The sequence below is a fragment of the Pseudomonas sp. LBUM1651 genome (assembly GCF_059716135.1).
This window is the reverse complement of the sequence record NZ_CP166805.1, coordinates 2,499,905-2,514,971: the sequence shown is the minus strand read 5'-3', so window position 1 is coordinate 2,514,971 and position 15,067 is coordinate 2,499,905. Positions and strand designations below refer to the sequence as shown.

Sequence of the window (15,067 nt, the reverse complement as noted above, 5' to 3'; positions counted from 1 at the left end):
CGTGGTACGCGACACGTTTTCCGAATTAACAAAACGTGTCGCGACCTGTCCGGTATTGTCCTGCTGTGTCTGTACGTGCATAATCTTCTCCACTTGCTTTACCGCTGTAGAAAAAGCCGACCTCGTACGTCGGCTTTTTTGTGTCCGAAATTCAGGCGGCCTTCAGTGATTCGCGCAGAACATGCAGCGCGTCGATTGCTTCCTGAATGGCTTTATCGCCCTGGGCTTTTTCGTGCTGGCTGATGTGATTGTCAGAAGCGGCGTCGAAGATCAGCCGGCCCACGTCGCCGCACTCGGCGGTCAAATGGCACAGCGCAGCCATGAGTGGTTTCGGCTCGGGACGTTTACGCAGGACAACGTCACATTCGAACTGGTTGGTGAGCGCGCTCAGCACGCTCAGACGCCCCTCCAGCGGCAAGTGAGTCAGAACCATCCCCAGCATCTGGATGTTCATCTTGTGATGCGCCCGATTTGGGTTTGCGCAGTCCAGCAACGTGGTTTCATTCACGCCCATTCGCTTGGCCAGTGCTGTGCCGCCGTCAGCTTTCACTTCCCGATGCAGCGTTCTCTCGAATTCTTCCATTGCGAAATCCCCTCTTCGTCTCGCGTGGCGCAGTCCCAGCACTTCCGCGATGATCTGTTCATCAACTGATCAGGGATGAACCCATGACCTTTTCTGCTTCCAGTCCCGAATTAGGGACCGGTGGTGTCACCACCCAAACCGCTTTGCAGTCCTCAATAAAGGACCCGTATTACCGCTTCAAAGGGAGCCGAAACACGTTGCCCGGCGGCGAACGGCCCACCTTCTGGGCTTGCCCAAGGGAATCAAGAACTCGCTTGAGTGTTTCCCTGACGAGCTCTTCGCCTGTGATGCCTGCGTTGCTCGCCACTCGCTCAAGTACGTCCATCTGTTGCTGGTCCAGCAGTACTGCCGGTTCTGGAAAATTCATTGCCCGTCCTCTGGTGAGCGGGATTGACTAGGCCCGTTTTATTTCGATCCATTCGGGCAGCTCACCCGTCTGCTCGATGACTTCGATCACCGCTTTGAGAATCACTCGGCTGAGAGCGCTGTGTTGTGTGCCGACGCTGTGTGCGTATTCCCGTAGCCGAATGAACTCTTCGTCATTCAGCAAAACCTTCACTTGGCGTGCGTGGCGGTGTTCTTTTTTTCCGTAGGCCATGGGGTTCACTTCCGCTTTCGGTGTGACAGGGCTTGGGTTATGCGGCGGATTTACGTGCCGACTGAGGACGGGAGCAAAGCTCGCGAGCCGTAATTTGCCCGCCGGTCAACTCTTCTGCCTTGAACGCCTTCTCAGCGTTCATCAGGTGGATACCTGACACCCAGTACGAAACCGCAGCCTGAGATACGCCGAGAGCCGCAGCTGTTTTGGTCTGCCCGCCGAAGAAGTCGACGAGCCGTTCGATGGGAGTCATTTTTGATCCCTCCTAATAAGCCTGCTTATATCCTAAGTAGAAGGACACTTATTTGCAAGCCGATAAGGAAACTTATAAGTTTCTGCTGATGAGTACACTCGCAGAAAGAATCAGGTCCGCACGAAGCCACGCGAAGCTGACGCAGAAGATGCTTGCCTTCAGGGCGGGAATTGAGCAGCCAGTGATTTCGCAATTGGAGACGGGAAAAAATCTCCAAAGCGCTCATTTGTCTAAAATCGCACACGCGTGCGGCGTGAATGCCATATGGCTGTCTGACGATATCGGCCCGATGACCGGAACGACTGGAAGCGATTCCAATGTTGGAGAAGCCAGGCAACAAAACGAGTCCTACCGGTACCCAGTTATTAGCTGGGTAGCTGCTGGCGCCTGGGCAGAAGCGGTAGAGCCCTACCCGGCCGGATTCTCGGATCGCTACGAGTTCTCGGAGTACGACTCGAAGGGATCTGCGTTTTGGCTCGAGGTGAAAGGCGACTCGATGACTTCTCCCGCGGGCCAGAGCATCACCGAAGGTACATTGATCCTGGTAGACACTGAGGCCGAGGCCGCACCAGGCAAGCTGGTGATCGCCAAGCTTCCAGAAAGTAATGAGGCGACGTTCAAGAAGCTAGTCAGCGATGGCGGGAGACTGTTCTTAAAGCCGTTGAACCCTGGATACCCGATTGAACCGTTTGACGAACGCTGCCGGATCGTGGGCGTCGTTGTGCGGGCACTGCAGAAGTTCTGACAATGCCGAAGAAGCGGCCGGCAGAAAGCGCTGCAGCAACTGCAGCAGACATAGAGCGATCAATCCTCACCCTGAACAAAATGGCTGAACGGCTTTGGGGTGACGGTCGAGAAGCGGAGGCGAAAGCCCTCCTTGATGCCCTGGATGCGCTCAATCGAGCGCTCGACCGGATCAGGATCGGCGAAAGTCGCAAAACTCTTCATTGAAGACTGCCATGGCAGACGAGGTATTGATGGCAGATCTCATCCAGGGACTCGACGGCCCCAGAACAGCCCAGCAGGAGCTGTTTTACGACCTTGAAGACGCGACCGCGGTCATCGGCTGGTCAGTGGCCGAATTGACCAGCATGGCCGGCCGCGGCAAATCCCCCGATGAAGCCGTTGCGCTTATGAAGATTTCCGCTCTACTGAAGGCACAGCAAGAAAAGATTCACCGGCATGCGGATGAGGTAAAAGCGGGAACGATTGTGCGTATCGAACGGCGTGAAAGTTACTGATTCAGTGAAACATTTGAGCGCTATTTATTTGTTAAAGGGACTTACATGAATTACTACCAAGATACCGTTGCAAATATCGAAGGCAATAGCAAGCTCCGCTCCCCCCAAATAGAAGCTTATTTACAAATAAAAAAATACTTCTCAGACAACCCTAACGGTGAGGCCCTCGTAGTTCTACCTACAGGCACAGGCAAAAGCGGTCTTATCTCAATAGCACCATACGGGGTTGCAAATGGTAGAGTATTGATAATCACGCCTGGACTCGTAACAAAAAACAGCATCAGGAAAACCCAAGAGGCTTTGGAAGATAATTTCTGGGTTAATTGCAATGTCCTTTTAGATCCCGACGATCTCCCGACGATTACAGAGTATGACTCAAGCACTCTCATCGCCAATCTCGACACATGCAATATGGTGTACACAAACATCCACCAAGTCTACAACGCAAGAGGCAACAGCCTTGTGGATCGGGTGCGCAAAGACTACTTCGATTTAATAATAGTAGATGAGGCGCATCACGCCCCCGCAGAAAGCTGGACTAAAACGCTAAGCTATTTCAGTTCAGCAAAGAAACTCTTCTTAACGGGTACTCCTTTTAGAGGTGACAACCAAGAGCTACCTGGTGAACTGATTCACGAAACACAGCTATCCGAAGTAATGCGTGACAGATACGTTAAGTGGCTACGCAAAGAGACTGTAAATGCTCACAACTTATCTTTCACTTTAGCCGGTCACCCTGGACGCAGTTTCTCCAAAGAAGAGGTTCTTGAATTAAAGGACCGGGAGTGGCTGGAGAAAAGTGTCGCGTTGTCAGAAGCATGTTCTAAAGATGTCATTCAACACAGCTACTCCAAGCTTAGGGAACTCAAGAGTGAATCGCCCTCTGTACCTCACAAAATACTTGCTGTTGGATGCAGTATTCGTCATGCAAACGATCTACATACATGGTATGAAGAGCTTGGAACAACGGTAGTTACGATTCACAGTGAAATGAGCGAAGAGGACCAGGAGCAGGCGTTCCGAAAAATCGAGAATCATGAATGCGAAGTGGTTGTGTCGGTAAACATGCTCATGGAGGGGTATGACCATCGGTACCTAACAGTCCTTGCACTCTTCCGCCCGTACAGAAGCCTTAACGCGTTCGCTCAAATCGTGGGCCGAGTGCTTCGAGCAATACCGGAAGATGAAATAAAGGCATTTGAGATAGATAACAATGCATTAATCGTATTCCATGAGGAGACGGGACTGGATGTAATGTGGCAAGCATTCCAAACAGAAGTCGACCGAGCCAAGCATCAACGCACTAAAGAGTATGAGTTCAGCGAGTACGAATACACTATACGAGATAACGCTCTTGCGAGCATAAGCACAGAGGATGTATTTTCGGGACAAACAGATTCCTATCTAGATGATATAGACTTCAACGAGCTATTCGAAAAAAAGCGATTAGAGATCTCTCTATCGGCAGACAAGCAACTTGAAACACTGCAAACTTCTGGCCCTACCTTAGACTTAACTACCATTGAAAAATTGCGAAGTGTTTTAATAGATGCCGAACTGAAAAAGGCATCTTCAGAAATCAATCCAAACCTCATTGCAAAACGTCCTGAACTTGCGCGCAAAGACCTTAGAGCCCTCTTGGTTAAAAAATCTCAAGACGCAGCCGCAAGCTTGATTAGCGATAAGGGGCTTCAGGACAAGGGTATAGAGCTGTTTCCTAGGTTCGCAAGACACCTGAAGCACATGAAAAAGGACACGCCAAACAATGGCGTGCTTGTAATGTACATCAATGCCAAGATACACTCACGCTATGGTGCGCGCGATCAGATGGATAACAGGCAACTTTTAAATGCCGTAGATATGGTACCGCAGATTGTTAATGAGCTTCGAGGCATGTTGAAATGAACAAACTACTGAAAGATGCCTTGGATGAGCTTACAGCACTGCATCTTTTTCATGGAGTGCAGCCTTCAGACTTGGCTGATGCCATGTATGAAAGTCCATATCTAGAATTCAAGACTACTAAAACCTGTGAACACCTAACCGTCGAACTTAGCTTCATAGACAAGTGCGAAGAGACTACAAACACTATTAGAATGAAATACCTCTACAGCCTTGATCGAAAGCTGCAGCGCGTCGACCAAAAGGTAGGCTCAAAAAAATTCGCAACACAGTGGTGTCGAGAACTAGCGACTAATGATGCTATCGTTAAAGTTCAACACGCACTGAATAAAATGAGAGTTAGCGATGAAAAAATCAGAGCTATAATGTCGACACTCCCAAGTAGCACAAGATCTCTTGTTCGCGCTAAATTGTCTCTTGTAGCTTAAGGCGACTCAGTATGCTTAGCCCGGCCCAGCGCCGGGCTTTTTCGTTTCTGCCCTGCACTACCCTGCTCCGCCCATGCACTCTGCGGTACTGGCAAGAGACGAACCTGCCTGCTGGACAAGCTTCCTCCACTCATCGCTGGTGATGAGATCGGCACGCTCCATCGCGTCAGCCCGCCTTAACAATCCAAAGTACTTTTCTTCTGCGTCTATCTGGAATTGAGTCAAGGCGAATAATTCGCGCCAGGCTGTCATGGCCAGTCTTCGCTGTGCCTCTCTCATTGGAGCCCCTAATGGTGATCTATGGGAGTAGAGGTCAGGTTACAGGGACCGTTCAGTATAATGGCACTCTGAGCGACCAATGGTGGCCGTGCGCCATGCTAGAGTCATGAGTCAATCCTGGAGGGAACCATATGCGCCACAAATTCTTGGCATGCTTGGCGTTTTCATTATTTTCAACCTCTGCCATTGCCGAGCCAACTTTTGTTGAGAGAATCAATGGGGCGTCGGCGGAATGCAGCATCATAGGGTCAGGCCTCAGCACCGAAGCGTTCATTGCCCGCCGTGACTTTGGTGCTCGCAGCACAAAATATAAGGCTTTGGTGGAGAGGGGCTACGCGGAGTCACAAGCCTGCGTTGACGCTGCGAAGCCCAAGATGAAGCCATATCTAAAGAATGAGATCGCGAAATACCCGCAGCTTAAGCCAGCGATCACCGATGCGTATGCCGCTTGGCTGGGGTACATGGATTGGCTGAGCTCGCCTCACGACTGGGGCGATGAAAGTATCGAAAAAAAGCAGTATGAAGCCGCTGTTAATAGGCTGAGAGCTGAAATAGAAGCAATGTAGTTTCCTCTTCTAAGCCCGCCAAGCGCGGGCTTTTTTACGCTTACTGCTTCAAAGAGTACAAATGTACTCTCCCGGCATTGCTAAATTCGATTCCTGCCAATACTGTATATACATACAGTAACGGTAAGGAAAACCGCATGCCCCCCTCCCCGACTCCTACAGCAAAAAACCGGACTTCTTACGAGTTGGCAGGCCGCCGCTTGCAAGCGCTCATTGCTGCACCTGGCGTTCAAAAGGTGCAGGCGGTAACCGTGTCCAGGCTTGAGCACGAAACCGTTGAGGATTGGCAGCGGCTCATTGATGAGATAAGCGAAACTGCCGGCGTATTGGTTGAATCGCTGGAAGGTGGCGCCGTCCGGATTGGATGGAGACAGTACTGCGAAGCATAAAACCAGCCCGCCATTGAGCGGGCTTTTTATTGCCTCCATAAAAATATATAAGCAAGCTTATTGACGCTATAGATAAGCACGCTTATATTCACTCCATCGCAGCCCAGTCCCCACATCGGGACCGGCAGCGAAGGGCTTCAACAGCCCGTCACACGACTGGTGAAGCCGCCAGGTAGCACGGGATCAGCGAAATGATCTCCCAGCCCCCTCACGGGGATCGACTGGAACCAAGATCTTTAAGCGAGACGGATAGTTGAGCTGGGGTGAATCGAGGAATCGGCGCCAACGGTGAAACGCGACATCAGGTACAAGCCGATGAGTGCAGCCAGTAGCTGATCACGGTGGAAAGCATCACTTCTGCCCATTCACTGAGTGGGCAGCGGGATGTAGGACTACATCGGACGAAATGCTCAACAGAGCAAAGGTGACATCAGATGAAATAAGGAATGGACAATGACTGTAGATATCAGCAACTACACCATCGCAACACCGCTTCCAATCTCCGACACGAACCCTATTTCCCTTGACTTGATCGGCTGGCGTGCACTGATCGAATGCCCTGACGTCATCTCGATACTTCCTGACGGATTGCTGCAGATGACGGCGCCAACCCTTGGCGCCTCGAGCAAGAGCACCCATCGAACTCGCTGCGAATGGAAAGAGCCTGGCTACTGGCTATTTTCGAGTGCCGCAGACCATTGGAGCCGTCAAGAAATGCGGCTGACAAATGTCAACTCTCTACAGAAGGTGGTGATCGGCCAGATTCATGTGCAGGGCTCGGAACGACCTCCAGTGAAGGTGTTCTGGAACAAGGGCAAGATAACCATGGGCTTCAGGTCGAGCTACCTTCAAGACGACCCGGTCAACACGACTGTCTTGGACAACGTGCCGCTCGGCGCGCTTTTCAAGATCAACATACACGCCAACTCGAGCGGCGCTGTTTCCGTATCCGCCAGCTGCAACGGCGCCAAATCCACCTCCGCAATCATGCGCCTCGACAATACGTGGGACACGAAGACTCTCGCCTTCCACGGCGGCGTGTACAACCAGATTGATTACTCCGAGACCACTGACCCTGAGGATGCTTCGATCTGCATCATCAGTGACCTGTCTATCACTCACGCCTGATACCACCTAAATCACCATCGTCCAGCTGGCTAGGTCGTTTATCGCGACGTCAGCGCTGGAGCCGGACAGCGTAACCGGCATCCCTTTCCTCACCGACACCACCCGCATGCACTCCCCTCCGCGCCCAACGGCAACCAGCGGAATGGATGAGTGCAGCCGAGTTTTGTTGGATCAGCACCGCCACTCTGGAGGCGACCATGGCTACCAGTTATGCAGACAGTGCGCAGGCCCGAGAGTGGGACAGGCGCTATGACGCTTGGGGGCGCGATAAGAGATCGAAGCCCGAAGAGTTCCACGACTATGAAGCTTCCGAGCAGATGCGCACTCAGGCGCTGGCTGATCGTACTGCCCGTGCAATTGAAGAGCGCAAAAGCTTGAAGCGCCGAATCGGCCTGGCGATGGCGCAAATGGAAACGGTCTGTCCGCCCAGAGGAGGTACAGAGTGAACACCAGCAATCACGATCTGGCTGTCGGCATGCTCAACGGCTACATCGAAAGCATGGTCGACCCGCAATGCAACGCTGTTGCGGTCAAGGCTTCGGCCAATACCGCTCTTTTGATCTTCCGCGCGCTGAGCGTAATCAGCGCCACAGAAGAAGCCCACTACACCGACCGCCTGCGCAGTGTTTATGAGCGCCGGCAAGGAAGAGCGGCATGACCACTCCACCAGTTAAATCACTGATCGACGATCAGCTCGACGAGATCGAATCGAAGTTGATCATGCTCGGCTTCGGACTTCCGTTTAATGAAGTCATCGGCCAGCCGCGCGAGCGCGCAGTAGCCAGCCTGCCGCAGCGCTTGGCGGCCACCATGAAGGGTGGGCGAATCGCGGTGAGGGTTCGGCCATGACCTCCTACCAGCGCGCGAAGCGCTATTGGTTCTGGCGCGGCTCTGCCGTCACCCTGCTCTTCTTCACTGCCTGGATTCTGGCAAGCGCTTACTCCGGCCAGATCACTCAATAAACCTCTCACCTTCAAGGCTGCGCACCGCGCGGCAAGGAACTGTCATGTCCGCAAATACCAAACAAGCACTCGCGCAAGACTCGCTGGAAATGAGCGACACCGACGACGCGAAAAAAACTGTAGCCCCTGCAGTTGCCGTCACCGACATCGCCGAGTACCGGCCGCACGAGGAACAAATCGTTCGTCTGGAAACCACCTACGCAAAGTTAGTCGTTGACTGCTCGACCAGCGAAGGGTTGGCCAATGCGAAGGAAGTACGCGTCGATATCCGCGACGTGCGTTACGCCTTGGCGAACACCACGAAGACGGCGCTCGTGCCTTATCAGCAGGCGGTAAAAGACGCCCAGGCGCGCGTCAATCAGGTGAAAGAGTTCGGCGAGACGTTGAAAGATCGAGTCTTGGCGATCGAAGCGCCTGTTGACGAAGCAATCAAGGCTGAAGAAAAGCGCGTAGCTGATGCCAAGGCCGAGCGCGAGCGCGTCGAAGCTGAACGTGTCGAAGCCATCCGGACGAAGATTACGCGCTTCAGCTCTGTCGCTGCTGCATACGCCAGCCGCAGCGCTGCTGATGTCGCAAGCGTTCTGCAAAGCGTCAAGGAATCGCTGATCCTGCCCGAAGAATATGCCGAGTTCGAAGCTGAAGGCACCATCGCTCGCGACAACGCTATTGAGCAGCTGGAAACGCTGCACAAGTCGGCTGTTGAACGTGAAGAGGCTGCGGCCAAGCTGCTGGCCCAGCAGAAAGAACTCGATGAGTTGCGCGAGAAACAGCGCATCGCCGATGAAAACGCGGAGAAGGAACGCCAACGGATCGCAGCAGAAGATCGCCAGCGCATTGCAGATCAACAAGCAGAACTGAACCGGCAGCGCGAGCAGCTGCAGCGCGACCAAGACGCTCAGCGCCTCAAGGACGAACAACACCAACGCGATCAGGAAGAACTGGCTCGTCTGCGCGCCCAAGCTTCCGCACCAGCCCCAGCCCCAATCACCATCACGGCTGAGCCCCTAGTCGCGGAGAAGGTAGAGGCAGCACATGTCTCGCAAGCGATCGATGTTGGAGCCGACGACGTGACCGTCGACGCGCCATCGGTTGACGACATTGTTGAGGTTGTAGCCCTGGGCTTCGACGTGGATCTCGACACTGCCCGCGCCTGGCTTCGAGCCATCCGCTTCTAACCATCCTTTCCATCTGAAGGCTGGCCGACTCCTTGCCGGCCACGGAGAGCGTAATGAACGACTCAGACACTCAAGCACCAACTGGGATCGCCACCTACCAAGACCCATCGCACAACGCGGCAGCGCTCATTCTCGACCCAGGCACCATGAAGTCGATGAGCGACCTCGCATCGATGATGTCGAAAGGCGTGACGACGGTTCCCAAGCATTTGAAGGGCAATCAGGCTGACTGCATGGCGGTAGTGCTGCAAGCGATGCAGTGGCAGATGAACCCATTCGCTGTTGCGCAGAAGACGTTCATCGTCAACGGCGGTGCGTTGAGCTATGAGGCGCAACTCGTCAACGCAGTGATCACCGCCAAGGCGCCAGTCAAGGGTCGCTTGAACTTCGAGTGGTTCGGTGCCTGGGAAAACGTCATCGGCAAGATGCGCGAAGTTACCAGCAGGACCAAGAAGGACGAGGACACTGGCGAGTTCAAGAAGTACCGCGTTCCGGACTGGAGCTTTGACGACGAGAAAGGCCTCGGGATTAAAGTCTGGGCGACCTTCAAAGGTGAGGACGAGCCACGGGTTCTGGAGCTTCTGCTCACCCAGGTCCGGACGCGAAACTCTACGCTTTGGGCGGAAGATCCCAAGCAGCAAATCGCCTATTTGGTGACCAAGAAATGGGCGCGACTCTTCTGCCCTGACGTCATCCTTGGCGTCTACACGCCCGATGAGTTCGAAGACTCATACGGTGGAGAAATCGATATCACCCCTGTGAAGCAAGCTTCGAACACTGCTGCCGCATCTAGCGTTTCGTTCGGCCCGAAATCCCCGTCACCGGAAATCGACGGTGTATTCGCCGATCTTTTGGCCGTCGCGAAACAGCAAGACATCGAAGCCTATGCGGCAGCTTGGGCAGGTCTCAAGCCGAAGCAGCGCGCAGCAATCGGCCTTGAATGTCACGAAGCGCTCAAGGCCATGGCGGCAACTGTTGATGGCGACTTCACCGACATAACTGGCACCCACGACGACCTGAATCAGGCCGAGGAAGCGGCGTAGTGAGAACAGAACTTCAGGGCACTGAAAAATGGCATGCCGACCGATCTGGCCGAGTGACAGCCAGCCGGTTTAAAGATGTGATTGCCTGGGGGAAGCCTGACAAAAATGGGAAGCGCGAGCCGATGGGGGCTCGCACCTCATACATGCGCGAGCTTTGCTTCGAGCGACTGGCGAAGAAGTCCAAGCACAACGTCAGCAGCGCATCCCTGAAATGGGGTCACACCGAGGAGCAGAAGGCTCAGGACGCCTACGAGATGCTGACCGGGAACATCGTCATGCCGTCAGGGTTCATCGTTCACCCGAAATACGACTGGCTCGGCTGCTCGCCAGACGGCCTGATCAACGAAGACGGCGGTACCGAGTCGAAGTGCCCCTTCAATGAGGCGATACACGTCAGGACATGGCTCGAAGGTATGCCCGAGGAGCACATGCCTCAGGTCCAGGGCTGCATGTTCGTTACGGGCCGGAAATGGTGGGACTTCCTATCGTTCGATTCTCGCCAGGACGAAGAGTGTCAGCTCTACATCGAGACGATTTACCGCGATGAAGACTACATCGCCAACCTGCACAAAGAGCTCGTCCAGTTCAACCTGGAACTGAATCGCATGGTTGATGAGGTCGCGGACAGAGCTCGCGCTCAGGCCCATCGGTTAAGTGCCTGATAACGAATGAGGAGGCCACCATGATCAGCAACTTGAAATATGACATTGAGTACCGGCGTGATAAAGCGCTGGAGCTTTCCAGCCAGGTCGAACAGCACTTGGCCGCCGGCGGACGCTTCACCAGAGCGGAACCCTCTCAAATAAACCCATCACCGGCAGAACGCTCGGCGAAGATCGATCCTGAAACGGTGCTCAAGCGCCGCCGCCAGGCGATCACTGCAGCCGATCGCAAGGCGCTGCGGAAACTCGCGGAGGAGTTATGAGCAAGCGCAAGGCAAACAACGGCTTCGCCCGCGCCGAAAGAAGCTGTCGGGCATTGCTCCGGACCAATCATGTCGCTGTCGTGAACATCGACCCGAGCGGCACGCAGATCATGGCTAACTGGAAGAGCTGCCGGCAGATCCGGAGCCTCGCGATCGCCAACGCCCTGTTCGACTTCTCCTACCACTGGACGATCTACCTCAGCGCCATGTGTCGCGACGAGCGAGACGTCGAGTACGTCAAGTCGGTGGAGATATCGCCTGAGGGCATCTACAAGGTTGAGCGCCTCACGAATGCCATCGAGCATTACTACCTAGAGCTGCGTAACAGCTGCAACCCGAGCCACTTGGTAGCGTCGGGCTGGATCGCCGTTCCCGCGGAGGTATCGATTGATGAGTCGCAGGCCGCGAAGCTGTTCTATGCGGCTGGTGCCTGGCATCAGGTGAAGGTCGCGGCATGAGACGAATCAGCAACCAGGTGCGCCAGCGCCGACGACAGACATGGCTGGATATACCGGCCCACGGAATTGAAGAGGCAGGCCATGGCCAAGAGTGGACAAGAGAGATCGGCGAAGGCTGCCGAGAAGCGAATCCAGTACGACGAGAAGGAATTGCGACACCGAGTGAGGCTCGGCACTCGACAGAAGCTTGATGATTTGATGGCCTGGAACGGCATTACGGAAATCAACGAGGCGGTGCAGAACCTGATTCTAAACGCTCATGCGCTCGGGCCAACCCTGTCATTCCAAGCAATGGAAAGTCCGCGCCACAAAGTGCAAATAAGTGAAAACGTGGCGCGGATGTTTCGGATCGAAAGCTTGGTCGAGCTGAAGCGGGATCCGGGGGACGAGTTCGTCGAACCAGCTCAGACCTTAGTGGACTGAGTGAAAGCCCAGCCAAAGGCGACAGCAGCAATAATCGGCCGAATTAGGTCCGTTGCTGGAGCTTGTCCGGTAAACACCTGCAGGCCAAAGATTACGAATACTGCTACCGCAGCAAGAATGCCTAGCACCGAAATCCAGCGGAAATATCTTGGAAACATCGAGTCACTCCCTGAAGAAGAGTGCGATCGTAATTGCAATTTGCCACCACATCAAGCTATCGACAGCTCGGACCGCAACGCCCTAAGACTCCGTCCGGTTCGTCAACATGTCGCGATACAAAATCACGATCAGCAAAAACGCGTCGCGCAAGCTTGAACAGTTCAATCAGCGTCAAGTTTTGAATTTATGTGTGGGTGATTAATCAAGAGTGCCAGGCCATCAATCATGCGGCGTGCATCGTTACAGACCTCAACTTTTGCATCCTCTCGAACTGCCCAGATCTTATCGCTGTATTTTTTAGGTGGCTGCCCATCGACTTCGAGTCTAGCTGTGAACCCATTTTCATAGCCATCGAAATAGATGATGAAAACCCGTCCGTTATGAATATCCCTGTAGCTTGAATGCAGCACTGCGATTCTCCCTTTTAAGTTTTTTCCGAGCCAACCGTAATACCCCAACACAACCCAAATTTCTACTGTCGCATCCGTTCACGGAGGGCGGCGCACAGAGGGTCAAGGCAGGCTAAAGAAAAAGCTGGAAATCGCTTGGGCGATAGCTGCGGCCCCGGCGAACCAAGCCGCCAACCTGTTCCACTTCGACTGGAGTTTTGCAGTCTCCAGCACATCAAGCGCTGCACCACCTACGTTATCGACGATGGTAAATGGCTTCATACCTGATTCATCGACCTTTTCATCATCGTGAACAACACGGGCGGTGGCGGAGCGAATCCACAGGATGCCCGACGCCAACGAAAACAGGCTCACCGCGATGGTTAGCCACCACTGAATATGCATTTCTCGCTCCTTGATCCGGCTCCATGCCGGGCCGAACACAAATACCCCACTTCAACGAATCACGCCAGCCAGCGAGGCAGGCGTTTGCTTGGAGATTGCAAATGAGTATTCCCGCAAATGCGTTAAGCGACGAAGAGTGCCTGCACTACGCCGCGCTTGATCCGGCGGCCGCCGCCGAACTGACCCGTCGTCTCACTGCACAGAGCATCGACCCGAGCGCAGAGCGTGAAGAGTTGCGCGAGGACATTCGCCGCCTCGAAAGCCAGGCGAGCGATGACGAAGACGAACTCGAAGATCTTCGCGATGGTGCCGGCGAGGCCTGCCAGTGGATCAAGCGAGCAATGGACCCGGACGACCGGGAGCTTTCATTGAATGCGCTGCTGCAAAAAGCGCTCGACTGCCTGGAGTAATGCCATGAGCACCTTTGCCGTATTCGGAATGAATGAGCACTTTGCCCGCGAAGAGGCGAAACGCAAGGTTCGCGACTTCAAGATCGAGAAAGGACAGCGGATCGAATTGTCGATGAGCCAGTGGCTACAGGCCGTTGAAGATCGCGTCGTCAAGATCATGGACGGCAAGCGTGTTGCTCAGCTCAGTAGCATGTTCGACGCCCCACAGTATGCCGCCGATTACGCCGAGCGCATCCGGAAGCTGGGGCGGTGCCGCGACGTCATCATCAGAGCGAAGATCAAGTTGCCGCAGAACGACGTGAGACGAAAATCGGCGACCAAGCTTTCGTGGATGGACTATTCGCCCGAGTCGACAGCGGCGGCCTGATCATCCTTATTTTAAAGTCCCAGCTGACGAGAATCCCCTATGGAAATCATTTACGGCTCAGTCTGCTCCGGCATCGAGGCGGCAACGCTTGCATGGAAGCCAATCGATATGCCCACCTCTTTCGTGGAGATTTAATTAGCACTGCATTCAAGAAGCGTCCGCCATCTTCTCTAACTTGGTTAGCGCATAATCTATTGAAGAAAAATGATACTTTAATGATTCAGTATCGTAACTAACCTTATCACTGGAATCCAACCAGTCTTGCAATTTGTGCCTCAACTGATCTACCCCGAGCCTGGCCCCTAGAACCACTCCGAAAATATCTGCATCCATACCTGGTCCATACGCCAACTGCCTAATTTCGTCGTGAAGTGTGTCCAAGCGACCGATATTAGCTATTGCCAAAGGGGCCGTAATACTACCGCCAGCAAGGGACTTGGCGATTTTTTCTACGACATCTCCAGAATTTGCGAGTACCCATTGACATCTAACAATCGCACTTCTCCTCGCGTGTTTTTCGGCTATTTTACGAAGCCTCGAATCAGCACGCGAAACCCAGACTGCAATCAAAATAGCAGCAATCGAACCAAACGCCTGAACCCATGATGCTAGCCCTGGATGCCCCTCGATCCAACCTAAAACAAACTCCCAACTCATAACCCACTCCCTTGTAGATCCCGGCACTATACCGGCGAGGATCCCCTATGTCCGCACAACGGAAGAAACACCCATTCGGTTTCAAACTCAATACAGACTCTGCTTCAGCACTCAGGACGATGAAATCGTTGTCGACTTCATCTGTGGCGGTGGCGGCGCCGGTACCGGCCTGGAGATTGGCCAAGGCCGCGCGGTGAACGTTGCGAAGAATCACAGCCCTCACGCGATCAGTATGCACACCGTCAACCAACGGGGCGCCGCTCGAATTGCCGATCCGAAAACAGAAATACCGACTAAAGTCGATGATTAGGCTCTGGAGACCATCGA

Annotated in this window: 26 protein-coding genes and 1 pseudogene; 20 read left to right on the top strand and 7 right to left on the bottom strand. The window is 53.8% G+C overall.

Annotated elements, in window-relative coordinates:
* Nucleotides 1-151: 151 nt before the first annotated feature.
* From ACA066_RS11765 to ACA066_RS11750, 4 genes are all read right to left on the bottom strand, one after another.
* Nucleotides 152-583 carry a phage regulatory CII family protein gene (locus tag ACA066_RS11765; RefSeq protein ID WP_223538761.1) on the bottom strand — a complete coding sequence of 144 codons (432 nt, stop codon included), beginning with the start codon at nt 581-583 and terminating at the stop codon, nt 152-154.
* 169 nt (nt 584-752) lie between these two features.
* Complete coding sequence (locus tag ACA066_RS11760) at nt 753-950, bottom strand: hypothetical protein (RefSeq protein ID WP_497699343.1); 198 nt, start codon at nt 948-950, stop codon at nt 753-755.
* Nucleotides 951-977: 27 nt separating this feature from the next.
* Nucleotides 978-1,181 (bottom strand): hypothetical protein, encoded by a 204-nt coding sequence (locus ACA066_RS11755; RefSeq protein ID WP_214382183.1) that lies wholly within the window; start codon nt 1,179-1,181, stop codon nt 978-980.
* A gap of 37 nt (nt 1,182-1,218) precedes the next feature.
* Complete coding sequence (locus ACA066_RS11750) at nt 1,219-1,434, bottom strand: transcriptional regulator (protein ID WP_497699342.1); 216 nt, start codon at nt 1,432-1,434, stop codon at nt 1,219-1,221.
* A gap of 88 nt (nt 1,435-1,522) precedes the next feature.
* Between ACA066_RS11750 and ACA066_RS11745 the strand changes: the two genes are divergently transcribed.
* From ACA066_RS11745 to ACA066_RS11665, 17 genes are all read left to right on the top strand, one after another.
* Complete coding sequence (locus ACA066_RS11745) at nt 1,523-2,179, top strand: LexA family protein (RefSeq protein ID WP_497699855.1); 657 nt, start codon at nt 1,523-1,525, stop codon at nt 2,177-2,179.
* 2 nt (nt 2,180-2,181) lie between these two features.
* Nucleotides 2,182-2,385, top strand: a complete 204-nt coding sequence (locus ACA066_RS11740) for a hypothetical protein (RefSeq protein ID WP_497699341.1) — start codon at nt 2,182-2,184, stop codon at nt 2,383-2,385.
* Nucleotides 2,386-2,411: 26 nt separating this feature from the next.
* Nucleotides 2,412-2,675, top strand: a complete 264-nt coding sequence (locus ACA066_RS11735; protein WP_497699340.1) for a hypothetical protein — start codon at nt 2,412-2,414, stop codon at nt 2,673-2,675.
* A gap of 45 nt (nt 2,676-2,720) precedes the next feature.
* The gene (locus ACA066_RS11730) at nt 2,721-4,580 is read left to right on the top strand and encodes a DEAD/DEAH box helicase (RefSeq protein ID WP_497699339.1); all 1,860 of its coding nucleotides are present in this window, start codon (nt 2,721-2,723) and stop codon (nt 4,578-4,580) included.
* Nucleotides 4,577-5,005 (top strand): hypothetical protein, encoded by a 429-nt coding sequence (locus tag ACA066_RS11725; RefSeq protein WP_497699338.1) that lies wholly within the window; start codon nt 4,577-4,579, stop codon nt 5,003-5,005. The genes ACA066_RS11730 and ACA066_RS11725 overlap by 4 nt, the downstream gene beginning before the upstream one ends.
* A 410-nt stretch (nt 5,006-5,415) precedes the next feature.
* A complete protein-coding gene (locus ACA066_RS11720) occupies nt 5,416-5,850 on the top strand; it encodes a hypothetical protein (RefSeq protein WP_497699337.1) in 435 nt (144 codons plus the stop codon).
* Nucleotides 5,851-5,987: 137 nt separating this feature from the next.
* Complete coding sequence (locus tag ACA066_RS11715) at nt 5,988-6,239, top strand: DUF1654 domain-containing protein (protein WP_497699336.1); 252 nt, start codon at nt 5,988-5,990, stop codon at nt 6,237-6,239.
* 453 nt (nt 6,240-6,692) lie between these two features.
* Nucleotides 6,693-7,367, top strand: a complete 675-nt coding sequence (locus ACA066_RS11710) for a polysaccharide lyase family 7 protein (protein ID WP_497699335.1) — start codon at nt 6,693-6,695, stop codon at nt 7,365-7,367.
* 197 nt (nt 7,368-7,564) lie between these two features.
* Nucleotides 7,565-7,813, top strand: a complete 249-nt coding sequence (locus ACA066_RS11705; protein WP_497699334.1) for a hypothetical protein — start codon at nt 7,565-7,567, stop codon at nt 7,811-7,813.
* The gene (locus tag ACA066_RS11700; RefSeq protein ID WP_497699333.1) at nt 7,810-8,025 is read left to right on the top strand and encodes a hypothetical protein; all 216 of its coding nucleotides are present in this window, start codon (nt 7,810-7,812) and stop codon (nt 8,023-8,025) included. Before ACA066_RS11705 ends, ACA066_RS11700 begins: the two co-directional genes overlap by 4 nt.
* Entirely contained in the window at nt 8,022-8,216 is a 195-nt protein-coding gene (locus ACA066_RS11695; protein ID WP_214382175.1) for a hypothetical protein, read from the top strand. The genes ACA066_RS11700 and ACA066_RS11695 overlap by 4 nt, the downstream gene beginning before the upstream one ends.
* A gap of 157 nt (nt 8,217-8,373) precedes the next feature.
* Entirely contained in the window at nt 8,374-9,504 is a 1,131-nt protein-coding gene (locus ACA066_RS11690) for a coiled-coil domain-containing protein (protein ID WP_497699332.1), read from the top strand.
* A 53-nt stretch (nt 9,505-9,557) separates the two neighbouring features.
* A complete protein-coding gene (locus ACA066_RS11685; protein ID WP_497699331.1) occupies nt 9,558-10,547 on the top strand; it encodes a RecT family recombinase in 990 nt (329 codons plus the stop codon).
* On the top strand, nt 10,547-11,209 hold the full coding sequence (locus ACA066_RS11680) for a lambda exonuclease family protein (protein ID WP_497699330.1): 663 nt from the start codon (nt 10,547-10,549) through the stop codon (nt 11,207-11,209). The genes ACA066_RS11685 and ACA066_RS11680 overlap by 1 nt, the downstream gene beginning before the upstream one ends.
* Nucleotides 11,210-11,229: 20 nt before the next feature.
* Complete coding sequence (locus ACA066_RS11675; protein WP_497699329.1) at nt 11,230-11,472, top strand: hypothetical protein; 243 nt, start codon at nt 11,230-11,232, stop codon at nt 11,470-11,472.
* Nucleotides 11,469-11,930 (top strand): hypothetical protein, encoded by a 462-nt coding sequence (locus tag ACA066_RS11670; protein ID WP_497699328.1) that lies wholly within the window; start codon nt 11,469-11,471, stop codon nt 11,928-11,930. Before ACA066_RS11675 ends, ACA066_RS11670 begins: the two co-directional genes overlap by 4 nt.
* An 81-nt stretch (nt 11,931-12,011) precedes the next feature.
* On the top strand, nt 12,012-12,353 hold the full coding sequence (locus ACA066_RS11665) for a hypothetical protein (RefSeq protein ID WP_497699327.1): 342 nt from the start codon (nt 12,012-12,014) through the stop codon (nt 12,351-12,353).
* Nucleotides 12,354-12,673: 320 nt separating this feature from the next.
* On the opposite strand, the gene ACA066_RS11660 is transcribed toward ACA066_RS11665, so the two are convergent.
* Both ACA066_RS11660 and ACA066_RS11655 read right to left on the bottom strand, forming a co-directional pair.
* Nucleotides 12,674-12,922: a hypothetical protein gene (locus ACA066_RS11660; RefSeq protein ID WP_497699326.1), complete on the bottom strand. Its 249-nt coding sequence runs from the start codon at nt 12,920-12,922 to the stop codon at nt 12,674-12,676.
* Between the two features lie 102 nt (nt 12,923-13,024).
* The gene (locus ACA066_RS11655; RefSeq protein ID WP_497699325.1) at nt 13,025-13,306 is read right to left on the bottom strand and encodes a hypothetical protein; all 282 of its coding nucleotides are present in this window, start codon (nt 13,304-13,306) and stop codon (nt 13,025-13,027) included.
* Nucleotides 13,307-13,407: 101 nt separating this feature from the next.
* On the opposite strand from ACA066_RS11655, the gene ACA066_RS11650 reads away from it, so the two are divergent.
* Entirely contained in the window at nt 13,408-13,716 is a 309-nt protein-coding gene (locus tag ACA066_RS11650) for a hypothetical protein (RefSeq protein ID WP_497699324.1), read from the top strand.
* A gap of 4 nt (nt 13,717-13,720) precedes the next feature.
* The gene (locus ACA066_RS11645) at nt 13,721-14,083 is read left to right on the top strand and encodes a hypothetical protein (RefSeq protein ID WP_497699323.1); all 363 of its coding nucleotides are present in this window, start codon (nt 13,721-13,723) and stop codon (nt 14,081-14,083) included.
* A 147-nt stretch (nt 14,084-14,230) separates the two neighbouring features.
* On the opposite strand, the gene ACA066_RS11640 is transcribed toward ACA066_RS11645, so the two are convergent.
* Nucleotides 14,231-14,740: a hypothetical protein gene (locus ACA066_RS11640; protein ID WP_497699322.1), complete on the bottom strand. Its 510-nt coding sequence runs from the start codon at nt 14,738-14,740 to the stop codon at nt 14,231-14,233.
* A 47-nt stretch (nt 14,741-14,787) separates the two neighbouring features.
* Between ACA066_RS11640 and ACA066_RS11635 the strand changes: the two are divergent.
* Nucleotides 14,788-15,026 (top strand): annotated as a pseudogene (locus tag ACA066_RS11635) (DNA cytosine methyltransferase); the annotation flags it as partial.
* Nucleotides 15,027-15,067 lie beyond the last annotated feature (41 nt).